Genomic DNA, 12797 nt, shown 5'->3' with positions numbered 1-12797 from the left:
GAGCCAGAAAGCGCGAAGCGGGGAGTTAGCCCGTCCGGCGAGAGGGGTAAGGCCCCTCTATGAGGACAAGGGACCTGACATTTTTCGAAATGCTTGAATAGAAATTTGTGGGACAGCAGTGCGCATCAGCGGCCTTTTCTTTTATCAATGTCACTGTCATATCACCAGGCAATAACCATATCATCACGCTGGATCGCCAGATGCTCGGCACTGAGCTGCATTTCTGCAACCACAAACTGTGGTTGCACCTGTTTCACCACCACTTCCGTTGCCATGTCGCTCAGCTCAGTACGAGGCTCAAGATCGAGATTGTAAAAGGTACCGGTACGGTAAACCTGGAATTTATCCCCGGGGCGAATGCCGGCACCGGCACTGGCTTCGATATGCAGCCGGTTACCGCGGGCTTTAACGATGCGCGCCATAAACGGCTGACAACGCAGCACTTCATCAACATCATCCACCACACCACTCAGCAGTTCACGGACTTCATCACCGTAAGGCGTTTGCCAGAACTGTGGGGTAGCAAAACCGGTGCGCTCGGTATCAGCCCGGGTCCAGTCACCATGAGCGGAATAGCTGCGATGGAAAAGCATGGCGCCGCTTAACCCATCATGCACAAACACATCCATGACAAACTGGCGCTGATGCGAGCTGCTGTCCAGACCCACCAGCGTCAGCCAGGGATTCATACGCTGCTCACCGGAAATGGTTTTATTTGGCGCACTGCCCGCCATCGACAGATCACGTACCACTCCCGATACCACGTATTGAGCACCCATTTGTGTTGCCAGCGCCACGGAAGTGGTCAGACGCTGCTGCTGAGTTTCCATCGAAGGCGCGCGACGTGGGTCCTGAAACAGACTGACACGGGTTGCATCCAGTGCATGCACTGCTCCGTGATTATTCAGGGTATTCACCAGCAAACGCGGCAAATCCTGTTCAATATTTTCCAGTCTGCCCAGTGTTGCCTGCATTGGATTAGCCAGGCCGAAACCGGCAACTGCAATGGCTTTACGATAGCGCTGAGTACTGGCCGGACACATAGCTTCCGGCGTGACATCCGCGCGTATCGCGATCTGATAAATACCGTTCAGCTGATCTTCCCACAGCACTTCAACGTTTTTCAGCTGAGCCTGAGAGCGGATACGGACATCATCCTGAGAAACAACACCGTGCTCCATCAGCTGCGTGCTGCTGACATGCGCTCCGGCACGCAGACTGGCCTGGCGCATAGCATCTTCCAGGGCCTGTTCACGCACGTAGGAAATAGCGCCATTTAATGGAGCCTCACCCGTCGCTTCGACGGTAATAGCCTCAGCACGGACAATAATCAGCGACAGGATAAGCAGAAAATAACGCATACACAGTGTCCTCCGGTGTTCTTTGTATCAGCCGTTTTGCCAGCGGTTTTCAGCGCGAGTGCTCAGGCAGCGGCTCTCTCAGCAGCTCCATCAACAACTCTCTCAGCACTTCGGATAAATAGCCGGTTCAGGCGATCACTCGATAAAGTAAAAGCCGCCTTCCGGCATAGCTGCTTCGCTCTGCACCCGCTGGCGCTGGCTGGCAGCAAACTGACTTGCCCGCTCACCACCGCTTAATGGCGCCCGGCAATCCACATTGAAGCGCTGGCTGTCCATAGTCTGCAGACAGTTACGGAAGCCCTGGTCGATGACCATTTCCAGAACAGTCTCAACACTGCCATCAGGCATAACATCGGAGGAAACAACACGGGCACCGTGCATATAGGTTTCGACATAGGTGCGGAAGCGGTCGTTCTGCACCACCATGTCTTTCACTGTGGTACTGCCCTGAATGGAAGTACCGTAAACGCGTTCAGCCATGGCCCGGTAGGCGTCCATTTTGGATGCGCGGATGGCCATCAGGCGACGCTGCACACTGGTACGGCTCTTACTCTCTTCCATGGCACCGTAACCCACGACGCGCAATACCATAGGCGCGATCGGGTCCACTTCCTGCTCGACCGGCTTGAAGAATGCCTCAGGCTCTTCATTGATATTCTGCTCTTCAAACAAAGCCGTGGAACAACCCTGCACGATCAGGGCAGACGCAGCCAGAGCTGCCAGTTGAGGCCATTTCATATCCGTCTCCAACGCAACAAACTATCAGTAAGCATTGTGTCGGCAGGAGACGGAAAATATTTAGCCTCTGGCTGAATTTACCTGCACCGCCCGGTTATTGCGGCGAAGCAGCCTCCGCAGCCAGCGATCAGGCCAGTAATTCCATTGATAAAGTGCCAGACCACTCAACAGTGCTGCAGCCCCGGCCAGCGACGCGGCAGACAGGCGTTCGTCCTTCAGCCAGAAGCCCCAGAACACCGCCAGCACCGGCGCAATCAGCGTGATCAGTGTCACCCGTGAAGTCGGCAGGGATTTCAGCACATAAAAATAAAGCATAAAGCCCAGCAGCGAACCGAAGACAACCAGATAGCCCAGCCCCAGCGCTGAGGTCATATCCCAGATCTCAGGAATATGTACGCCGAAAAATGGCATGGTCAGCACATACCCGGCGGAAGATACCCACAGCGTGCCACTGGTCTGCACCAGAGGATGTAAGCCCGCATTGGCTTTTTTCACCAGCACGGCGCTGGCAGCGAAGCAGATCACAGAGACCAGAGTCCCCAGCACGCCGCGCCACGCATCGCTATCAACACTGAGGCGCCCACTGACCACCAGCGCCAGTCCGGAAAGCGCAATCAGCAAGGCAAGAAAACGTGCCGGAGTTAATTCGCGTTCTTTCAGCCAGACCCAGGCCATGGCACCGGACAGCATGGGAGCAAGCCCGTAAATCACAGAAATCAGACCGGAAGGAATAAAATGCGCCCCCCAATACACTGCCATCATAGCGCCATAGATCCCCAGACTACCGGCCAGATAACTCTTCAGTGCCTGAGAATGAAACGGCAGTCGCAGGCGTGCAATCCACAACAGAGGCAGTGACAGCACAGCGCTGATCCACATCCGCAGGCTGACACCGGTATAAAAATCGAGTCCGTTAAGACTGAACTGAATAGCAATAGGCGTCGTCGACCAGATAACCACGACCCCAAGGTACGCCAATATAATCTGCATGTTTATTTTGTCCGGAAGAAGAGACGACAGCGGGGCACAAAAAAGGCCGCGACTGCGGCCTCAGGAATAATTAACTCAATAACTCCCCGGCCGCGAAAACGCACGCACAACCCAGCGCAGCTGTGCACAAGGTGCCAGGCGCTTCAGGGTGATGGACTCTGATGTCAGTTTAATGACAGTCAACATAGTGGTTTTCCGGGATACGGGACATTAACGAAATTTGTACAAAAATTAGCATACATGCCCTTACCACTATTGGGCAAGGTCCGGATTTTGTGACTAAGCTTTTTTCACAGAGAGATGCTCTCAGTATTCCGCTTGCGGGACAGGCAGCGGAAGAAAGGACGGGATTAAATCAGGACACAATACAGGACTAACAACATGATAAAACGTTCCCTGCTGGCGACCGCAATCGCCGCGATGAGTGTGCAGGCCACCAATGCGGCACCTTTCCTGCCGATGGATGCACGCGGTCTGGCAATGGGTAACACTGGTGTTGCCAGCGCCCAGCGTGCTCATGCACCAGCCTATAACCCATCCCTGCTGTCACAGGGCTCGGATGATGATGATTTTGCCCTGCTGTTTCCGCAGGTCGGTGTCGATATCGCTGATGAAGAAGAACTGATTGATGAAGCTGAGAAAATCAGCGACGACATTTTCCCGGCATTTGAAGATGCCATTGAAGGTGCAGCCGGCGTCTCTGAGGGTCTGGATGCCAATCTGGATACACTGACTGCCCGCATTGATCAGCTGGAAACAGCGCTGGGCACAGGTGATGCAAACCAGATAGCCACCGCCAACAGCAATCTGAAAGATGCTCTGACAACGGTAGACAGCGATCTGGTTCTGACTCAATCTGCCATTTCTGATCTGACCGGCTCCCTCGGCAAAATTTCCGGCAGCCCGCTGTCTGCGCGCCTTGGTGTTGCTTCTGCACTGGCTATCCCAAGTAAAAAATTCGCTGCCGCCATCAGCCTGCAGGGCTCTGCCAATGTTTCTGCACGAATTAATTTTGCCAGCCGCGACCTCAACCTGTTGGACAGCTATGTACCGGCGGCACAAGGCTACGTAAACGCAACCGAAGGCGTAACCGACGAAATCGATTCCGCGACGGCAGACAATAACGTCGATGCCCAGGAAAGCTCTGATCTGCAGGACGCTGTTGATGCTCTTGGGGAATACAGCTATGAAGCCGGTGACGGTACGCTGATCTTCTCGGACGGCGAACTGACTGATGAAGCCAGTAATGCCGACCTGACTTCAACCGCAGAATTCGTTGCCGTTGCCGTGGTTGATCTTGGTATTTCATTTTCCCGCGAATTTATGATCGCTGACGAAGCTGTGGCTATTGGTATCACGCCTAAGCTGCAGAAAATTATGACCTACCACTACGCTGACGAAGTGGATGGTTTTGACGATGTGGACGAGGATGATCTGGAAGATTCCAAAGAGGAATACAGCCACTTCAATATGGATATCGGTGCCTCCTGGCGTTTTGGCGCAGACAAAACCTGGATGGTCGGTCTGGTGGCGAAAAACATCATGGGTGGAGAATTTGATTACGCCGATGCCGTGGTAACACCGAAAGATGAGGATGGTAACCCAACCGGTGAACCGTCTTATATTCTGGAAGGTGGTAAGGTTTCTCTCGATCCACAATTCCGTGCCGGTGTTGCTTACAGTGGTGAATGGGTGTCAGCAGCGTTGGATATCGACCTGGTAGAAAACGACCCGGTGGCTTACGAAAGCGCCACTCAGTTTGCTTCCCTGGGGGCTGAATTCGACCTCTTTGATACCCTGCAGCTGCGTGCCGGTTACCGCACGAACCTGAGTGCATCCGGCTCAGATATCGTGTCCGTTGGCTTCGGCTTATCGCCATTCGGTGTTCATATCGATATTGCTGCTATGGCAAATATTGATGATCCTGAATCCGAAGCAGGTGTCGCTCTGGAAACCGGTTTCTACTTCTGATTCCTGTTTCTGAACCCGGAACATCGGGTTACACTGAAAAGCCGCTGCAGTGCAGCGGCTTTTTTATTGCCTGAACATAAAGTGCAGCAAGCTATACGGATTCAATATGCAGATTTATCTGGTCGGTGGTGCAGTACGTGATGCCCTGTTAAACATTCCGGTAAAAGACCGTGACTGGATGGTGGTTGGTGCCACGCCAGAAGAAATGATCGCCCTTGACTATGAACAGGTCGGCGCGGACTTTCCGGTATTTCTGCATCCTGAAACTCATGAAGAACATGCCCTCGCCCGCACCGAACGTAAATCCGGCAAAGGCTATCAGGGCTTCGATTGCCGCTTCAGCCCGGATGTAACCCTGGAAGATGATCTGCTGCGCCGCGATCTCACCATTAACGCCATGGCGCAGGACAGCGACGGCAATATCATCGATCCTTACAACGGCCGCGCGGATCTTGATGCACAGCTTCTGCGCCACGTATCACCAGCGTTTGCTGAAGACCCTCTGCGGGTATTAAGGGTCGCGCGTTTCGCCGCCCGTTACGCACCTCTGGGCTTCACCATTGCCACGGAAACCATGGCGCTGATGCAGCAGATGGTGAATAACGGTGAACTGGATTACCTGGTGGCGGAACGGGTCTGGACTGAAACCCAGCGTGCACTCGGAGAAAAAACGCCTGAAGTGTATTTTCAGGTATTGCGCGACTGCGGCGCATTAAAAACCTGGTTCCCGCAATTGGATGCGCTGTTTGGTATTCCACAACCAGAAAAACACCATCCGGAAATCGACTGTGGTATTCATGCCCTGCTGTCACTGCAGGCGGCTGCGAAACTGACTGACAAAAATTCCGTGCGCTGGGCTGCACTGACACATGATCTGGGTAAAGCGCTGACGCCCACAGAAGAATTACCACGCCATATCGCCCACGAAAAACGTGGCCTGAAGCCGATTAAAAATCTGTGTAAAACATTAAAAGCACCGAAGGAACATCAGGAACTGGCGCTGTTAAGCTGTGAATTTCATACTCATGTTCACCGTGCCTTTGAATTAAAAGGTGCCACGTTAAATAAACTGTTCAATCAAACCGATGCCTGGCGTCGCAAAGAACGCTTCGAAGATTTTCTGCAGGTCTGTAAAGCCGATGCCAGAGGACGGACCGGCCACGAAACAGAACCTTACCCACAGGCAGATTATTGCCGTACAGCATTTGCAGAAGCAGGAAAAATAAGCGCCAAAGATATGTTGGCCAAAGGTTTACAGGGCGCGGAGATACGCGCCGGACTGGATGAAGCCCGCGGACAACACCTGCAGGCCTGGAAGGAAAGCGTGTTAACCGACGGCCAATATCAGCCAGCGGAATAACGCGAAGCTGGCGCCGGTGCGACAGCAGGTTTTTCTTCAGCTTTAACTTCGACCAGAGGCTGGCGCTTAATCGCCGGCCAGAAATCACTCAGCGGCTTTTTGCTTTGCGGGTCCACACCCTGCGGATAAATATCCAGCAGAGGACGCAACACAAACGCGCATTGGTAAATGTCCGAACGCGGCAATACCAGCCCGGAAAAATCGCCACTCCAGTCGTTGTACAACAGAATATCGATATCCAGCGAACGGCTGGAAAACTTCACCGCATCCACCGGACGGCCAAAATCAAATTCCAGTTGCTTCAGCTGCGCACGTAATTGCAGCAGGCTGCAATCGCATTCGATTTCCACCACCAGATTAATAAAGTCTGGCCCATCAAACCCCAGTGCCGGTGAACGGTACCAGGGCGATTCTTTCAACAGTCGGTAATCTGTCGCCAGACGGGCGATGCCCGCAGCAATATTCTGCTCCGCGTTCAGATTTGACCCCAAACCCAGAAATACCCGCGCCATCAGCGATCTCCGTGCGGCCGCTCGCCACGCTCAATACTCAGACCCACGACTCTGGCCTGCGGGACGACGGCGGGTTTTTCCACCTGAATACGTATCCACGGCATGCCGAACTCCTTCAATAATGCGTCAGCCAGCCTTTGTATCAGAGATTCGAGCAGCTGAAAGTTCTGTTCGCGAACAAAACGTTCAATAAATTCCGTGACCGCCTGATAATTCAGCGCATGAGTAAGATCATCGGTGGCTGCCGCCATGCGGATGTCCCAGGCCATTTCCAGATCAAACACCAGTGGCTGGCGGACCTGCTTCTCCCAGTCATACACGCCGATTACGGCATCAACCTTAAGATCGCGAATAAACACCTTATCCATGGGACACTCCATCCACCGGGGTCAGTGAGGTCATTGGCCAGCGTGACACCACAGACACCGCTGTATCTGACTGCTCACCGGCTAACAGGCGCTGGGTACCGGCATAGGCAATCATAGCGCCATTGTCGGTGCAGAGTTCCGGGCGGGGATAATAGACAGCGCCTTTTAAGGATTCCGCCGTTACGCGCAGCTTTTCCCGCAGATTGCGGTTAGCCCCCACACCACCGGCGATGATCAGGCGGTTAATGCCGGTCTGCTGCATGGCGCGCTTACACTTGATCGCCAGCGTATCAACCACAGCCGCCTGAAATCCGGCAGAAATATCGGCTTTATCCTGATCAGCAAGCACGCCATCTACGGCGCATTCGAGGATTTTTGTGCGGGTAAAGGTCTTCAGGCCACTGAAGCTGAAGTCCAGACCCGGACGATCGGTCATCGGACGGGGGAATTTAAAGCGAGTTGCATCCCCGCTGTCAGCCAGCTTGCTCAGTGCCGGACCACCGGGATACGGCAGGCCCATCATTTTGGCGGCTTTATCAAAGGCCTCACCGGCAGCGTCATCAAGAGATTCGCCCAGCAGCGAGTAACGGCCAATACCGTCCACCTGTACCAGCTGGGTGTGGCCACCGGAGACCAATAACGCAATAAAAGGGAATGGCGGCGGGTTATCTTCCAGCATGGGGGCCAGTAAATGACCTTCCATGTGGTGTACGCCAATCGCAGGGATGTTCAGCCCCCAGGCCAGACTGCGCCCCATACAGGCACCGACCAGCAGCGCACCGACCAGCCCCGGCCCCGAGGTATAAGCAATACCATCAAGATCCTGCAGGCTCATGCCGGCTTCCGCCATGACTTCCTGTATCAACGGGCGGGCTTTACGGATATGATCGCGGGACGCCAGCTCAGGCACCACACCGCCGTATTCGGCATGCAGTGCAATCTGAGAGTATACCCGGTGAGCCAGCAAGCCACGCTCACTGTCGTACAGGGCGATGCCCGTTTCATCACAGGATGTTTCCAGGCCCAGAACCCGCATAAATAAGTACCCGCTTGCGCTGTAGATCAGAGAAAGCGCGCAATGATACTGCCGTGAAGAGGCTGATACCAGCGAAACACCGGGCTTCAGACTAAGATTTCAACGATTTAGTACCAGCCCTCTTTGCATTTCCCGGTTAAAGGCTATAGAATGCCCGCCCTCTGACTGGGGCCTGTGGTTCCCCTGTTGATAAAAATTGACTGAAATTATGAGTAGGTGATTGGATGCCAGCTGTAAAAGTTAAAGAAAACGAACCATTCGACGTAGCACTGCGTCGCTTCAAACGTTCTTGTGAAAAAGCCGGTGTACTGTCTGAAGTACGTCGTCGTGAACACTACGAGAAGCCAACCTGGGTTCGTAAGCGTAAAGCTGCTGCTGCTGTTAAGCGCCACCTGAAAAAGGTACAGCGCGAACAGCGTAAAATGACCCGTCTGTACTAAGAACGGGTGGTCCAGAGGTTGTTATGAGCACAATCGTCGAAACCGTTAAAGCTGCTGTAAAAGATGCCATGCGCGCCAAAGACAAACCACGTCTTGGTGCTCTGCGCCTGATTACTGCGGAGTTTAAAAAGGTTGAAGTTGACGAGCGCATCGAAGTTGATGATGCACGCGCTTTAGTAATCCTCGATAAAATGACCAAACAGCGTCGCGACTCCATTGCACAATATAAAGATGCTGGTCGTGACGAACTGGCGGATGCTGAACAGTTCGAAATTGACGTACTGAGCGAATTCCTGCCAGAAGCCCTGAGCGAAGAAGAGTTGGCCAAACTGGTGGCTGATGCGATTGCACAGTCCGGTGCTGCAGGAATGCAGGACATGGGCAAAGTCATGGGCATCCTGAAACCACAAGTGCAAGGTCGCGCCGATATGGCGCAGATCAGTCAACTGGTTAAGTCTCAACTGGGCTGATTCTGCACAGGGTGACAAAAGCGCTGTTCATCACAGGTGAGCGGCGCTTTTTGCATTTCTGACACACAGGTTTCCCGCTGCTGCAGGCATTTCCTCAAATCGCCGGAGAGTATAAGCTCAAGCGCTATGGCTGGCCGTATTCCACAATCTTTTATCGATGACCTTCTTGCCCGTGTTGACGTAGTCGACGTGGTGGACAGTCGCGTCAAGCTGAAAAAGACCGGCAAAAACTACTCCGCCTGCTGCCCTTTCCATAACGAAAAGTCGCCCTCTTTCACCGTCAGCCCGGACAAACAGTTCTACTACTGCTTTGGCTGCGGCGCGTCCGGTACGGCGCTTAAATTTGTCATGGAGTTTGATGGTCTGAGTTTTCCCGACGCCGTGGAAAAACTCGCTACCCAGGCCGGCATGGAAGTCCCGCGCGAACAGGCCAGCTTTGAAGTCCGCCAGGAACAGCAGCATCAGCCACTGTTCGATCTGATGCAGAAAGCCGGACGCTACTATGAGCAGATGCTGCGCGCCCACGAGAAAAAAGCCCGCGCAGTGGATTACCTGAAAAACCGCGGCTTATCCGGCAAAGCGGCAAAATTTTTCGGCATTGGTTACGCCCCACCCGGCTGGGACAACCTGCAGAACTTTCTCGCAGAGAACGGCGATAAAGAAACCATTAAGCAACTGGTTACCTGCGGCATGCTGATCGAAAAAGAAGACAGCGCTGACAGCTACAGAACCTACGACCGCTTCCGCGACCGCATTATGTTCCCCATTCGCGATGCCCGTGGGCGCTATATCGCCTTCGGCGGACGCGTACTGGGGGATGAAAAACCCAAGTATCTGAACTCGCCGGAAACGCCCATATTCCATAAAGGTCGCGAGCTTTATGGCCTGTATGAAGCGCGTAAAATCCGCCAGAAACTGACCCGCATGGTCATTGTAGAAGGCTATATGGATGTGGTCGCCCTGGCTGAATTCGGCATTCACTACGCCGTCGCGACATTGGGCACCGCCACCAGTGAGCACCACCTGCGCCGCCTGTTTAAAATCGTGCCGGAAGTGATTTTCTGCTTCGATGGCGACCAGGCCGGGCGCACCGCCGCTGCCCGCGCCATGGAAACGGTACTCCCCGTGCTGGAAGACGGCCTGCAGGCACGCTTCCTGTTCCTGCCCGATGGCGAAGACCCGGATACACTGATCCGCAACGAGGGCAAAGACGCCTTCGAAAAACGCCTCAACAAAGCCGACCACCTGCCGGAGTTTCTGTTCGACCACCTGAAAGAACAGGTCGATTTTGACACCCTGGATGGCAAGGCCCGCTTCGACCAGCTGGCTGCCCCCCTGATTAACCGCCTGCCGAAAGGCATGCTGCGCAGCCTGATGAAACAGCAACTTAAAGCGGAACTGGGAACAGACTCCGTGGCAATGGAAAAGCTGGAAAGCCAACCTCAGCCAGCAGCCCACGAAATCAGTGCTCCGGCCGCGGAAGTCCCGGGTGAACAGCCTCCCGCTTACCTGCAGGATGAACCACAGGAACCGGACCTGCCACACGTCGATCACAGCGCCGATACGCTGGCGCCACTGGTACACAAAGCACTGAACAGTCTGGTGAAAAAGCCATCACTGGCGGAAGAGCTGGAACTGCCGGATGCAGATCCGGAAAGCGAGTATGAGCGGCTGCTGATCGAAGTACTGAAAAAACTGAAAAGTGCCCCGCAAAGTAATCCGGTCGGCCTGCTGATTCAGTGGATTGGCTCGCCGTACCATGCAGAATTGCAGCAGATAGCCTCCAACCAGCGCAGCCAGATCCGGCCAACTGCAGCTGACATCAGCAGCGTGCTGAAACAAATGAGCGCACGCAAACTGAGCGCCGAGCTGAACGTACTTGATGGCAAACTGAAACGCGGCGAAAAACTGAGCGACGAAGAAAAGACCCGGCAACGGGAAATCCGCCGCCAGCTACACAGCATCCACAAGAAACGGGCACGGATTTACCAGCAAAACAGCTACTGAAAACGACAGATTGGTTGCGATCCACCACATTTTTAAAGATTTTTCAAATTGCCCCTTGAGATCCGCGCCAATGCCCCTATATTACCCAGTCCCGCCAAATATGCATGGCGGACTGCAGCAGCACAGCACTCAACGTGACACAGAGCCAAGCGGCCAGCACCGGTAAATCAGGGCATATCTTCGCCATACCGGGCACAGACTCACGGGAACTGACCTTGCTGAAGAGAAAAAACAACTGACCAGACACCAAAGGTAACATCCGGTGGGAACAAGCACGCCAGATGGTGGCCTAAGAGTCGGTTAAAAGTTATACTTCGGCGCTTTTCTTCCGCCTTTTTGAAATCGGAACACAGGGCTTTTATGTCAGCGAACACGCACCAATCCCGTCTCAAAGAACTTATCGCCAAAGGTAAGGAACAGGGTTACCTCACCTACGCTCAGGTCAACGACCATCTGCCAGACGATATCGCCAATCCGGATCAGGTGGAAGACATCATCCGCATGATCAACGATATCGGTATTCCGGTATCCGAAGTTGCTCCGGACGGCGAAGCGCTGTTTATGAGCGACGCCGCCGATGACGCAGCTGCTGAAGAAGCCGCCGCCGCCCTGGCCTCTGTAGAATCCGATGTAGGCCGTACCACCGACCCAGTGCGTATGTACATGCGCGAAATGGGTACCGTGGAACTGCTGACCCGTGAAGGCGAGATCGTTATCGCCAAACGTATCGAAGAAGGCATCCGTGAAGTGATGTCAGCACTCGCTTACTATCCAGGCGCCGTTAACGTCGTACTGAACGCATTCGCAGAAGCAGAAGAAGATCCGAACCGTGTGGGTGACATCTTCTCCGGCTTTATCGACCCGTCCGATGTCGATCCGGAACCGGGTCCACAGTCTGGTCCGGATGCTGCCACAGACGACAGTGATGATGACGACAGCGACGACGACAGCGATGATGACGACGACAGCGATGACGACGACAACAGCGAAGACAGCGGCATTGATATGGCTGAAGTCTCCCGTCGTTTCGGTGAGATCAGGGACGCTCACGATGCCGTAGAAAAAGCGCTGGAAAAACACGGCCGAGCCAACAAGAAAACAGAAGAAGCCCTCGAATCTCTGGCTTCTCTGTTTGCACCAATCAAGCTGACACCTAAGTATTTTGATCAGCTGGTAAATGAAGCCCGTGCGTCACTGGAAAACATCCGTACCCAGGAACGTCAGATCATGGTCATGATGACACGTAAGTGTGGCATGGACCGTAAAGACTTCATCAACGGCTTCCAGGGTAACGAAGTCAACAACGACTGGATCGAAGCACTGATTTCCGCCAACAAGCCGTATTCCAATAAACTGGATACCTACAAGCTGGAAATCTTCCGTGCGCAGAAGAAGATCAAAGCCGTTGAAGACCGCGTTGGCCTGACCATCCCGGAAATCAAAGAAGTAAACCGCCGCGTTTCTATTGGTGAAGCACGTGCCCGCCGCGCCAAGAAAGAAATGGTAGAGGCTAACCTGCGTCTGGTTATTTCCATCGCCAAGAA

At 53.9% G+C, this 12797-nt stretch carries 12 protein-coding genes; 6 read left to right on the top strand and 6 right to left on the bottom strand.

Annotated elements, in window-relative coordinates:
• Window positions 1–161 precede the first annotated feature (161 nt).
• From B2Z72_RS04480 to B2Z72_RS04470, 3 genes are all read right to left on the bottom strand, one after another.
• On the bottom strand, window positions 162–1361 hold the full coding sequence (locus B2Z72_RS04480) for a flagella assembly protein FlgT (protein WP_296981102.1): 1200 nt from the start codon (window positions 1359–1361) through the stop codon (window positions 162–164).
• A gap of 135 nt (window positions 1362–1496) precedes the next feature.
• Window positions 1497–2099: an LPP20 family lipoprotein gene (locus B2Z72_RS04475; RefSeq protein WP_296981104.1), complete on the bottom strand. Its 603-nt coding sequence runs from the start codon at window positions 2097–2099 to the stop codon at window positions 1497–1499.
• 60 nt (window positions 2100–2159) lie between these two features.
• Window positions 2160–3089: a DMT family transporter gene (locus B2Z72_RS04470; RefSeq protein ID WP_296981107.1), complete on the bottom strand. Its 930-nt coding sequence runs from the start codon at window positions 3087–3089 to the stop codon at window positions 2160–2162.
• Window positions 3090–3470: 381 nt separating this feature from the next.
• On the opposite strand from B2Z72_RS04470, the gene traF reads away from it, so the two are divergent.
• The gene (gene traF / locus B2Z72_RS04465) at window positions 3471–5060 is read left to right on the top strand and encodes a conjugal transfer protein TraF (RefSeq protein WP_296981110.1); all 1590 of its coding nucleotides are present in this window, start codon (window positions 3471–3473) and stop codon (window positions 5058–5060) included.
• A gap of 106 nt (window positions 5061–5166) precedes the next feature.
• The gene (locus B2Z72_RS04460) at window positions 5167–6420 is read left to right on the top strand and encodes a multifunctional CCA addition/repair protein (RefSeq protein ID WP_296981113.1); all 1254 of its coding nucleotides are present in this window, start codon (window positions 5167–5169) and stop codon (window positions 6418–6420) included.
• Here the strand turns inward: B2Z72_RS04460 and folK are convergent.
• Genes folK through tsaD form a run of 3 tightly spaced genes read right to left on the bottom strand, consistent with a single transcriptional unit; the run spans window position 6405 to window position 8336 of the window.
• Window positions 6405–6932 carry a 2-amino-4-hydroxy-6-hydroxymethyldihydropteridine diphosphokinase gene (gene folK / locus B2Z72_RS04455; RefSeq protein WP_296981115.1) on the bottom strand — a complete coding sequence of 176 codons (528 nt, stop codon included), beginning with the start codon at window positions 6930–6932 and terminating at the stop codon, window positions 6405–6407. The genes B2Z72_RS04460 and folK overlap by 16 nt on opposite strands.
• Complete coding sequence (folB, locus tag B2Z72_RS04450) at window positions 6932–7300, bottom strand: dihydroneopterin aldolase (RefSeq protein WP_297004251.1); 369 nt, start codon at window positions 7298–7300, stop codon at window positions 6932–6934. The genes folK and folB overlap by 1 nt, the downstream gene beginning before the upstream one ends.
• The gene (gene tsaD, locus B2Z72_RS04445; RefSeq protein ID WP_297004247.1) at window positions 7293–8336 is read right to left on the bottom strand and encodes a tRNA (adenosine(37)-N6)-threonylcarbamoyltransferase complex transferase subunit TsaD; all 1044 of its coding nucleotides are present in this window, start codon (window positions 8334–8336) and stop codon (window positions 7293–7295) included. Before tsaD ends, folB begins: the two co-directional genes overlap by 8 nt.
• Window positions 8337–8560: 224 nt before the next feature.
• Here tsaD and rpsU point away from each other — a divergent pair, with 224 nt between their 5' ends.
• The 4 genes from rpsU to B2Z72_RS04425 form a co-directional block, all read left to right on the top strand.
• A complete protein-coding gene (rpsU, locus tag B2Z72_RS04440) occupies window positions 8561–8776 on the top strand; it encodes a 30S ribosomal protein S21 (protein ID WP_068441605.1) in 216 nt (71 codons plus the stop codon).
• Between the two features lie 23 nt (window positions 8777–8799).
• A complete protein-coding gene (locus B2Z72_RS04435) occupies window positions 8800–9246 on the top strand; it encodes a GatB/YqeY domain-containing protein (RefSeq protein WP_296983045.1) in 447 nt (148 codons plus the stop codon).
• Window positions 9247–9372: 126 nt separating this feature from the next.
• Window positions 9373–11253, top strand: coding sequence for a DNA primase (gene dnaG / locus B2Z72_RS04430; RefSeq protein ID WP_297004245.1), 1881 nt, complete (start codon window positions 9373–9375; stop codon window positions 11251–11253).
• 360 nt (window positions 11254–11613) lie between these two features.
• The coding region (locus B2Z72_RS04425) for an RNA polymerase sigma factor region1.1 domain-containing protein (RefSeq protein WP_297004243.1) at window positions 11614–12797 on the top strand (1184 nt) is incomplete at its 3' end.

Source organism: Thalassolituus sp. UBA6592 (assembly GCF_002433655.1).
Taxonomy (GTDB): domain Bacteria; phylum Pseudomonadota; class Gammaproteobacteria; order Pseudomonadales; family Oceanobacteraceae; genus Venatoribacter.
This window is presented reverse-complemented; position numbering and strand designations above follow the sequence as displayed.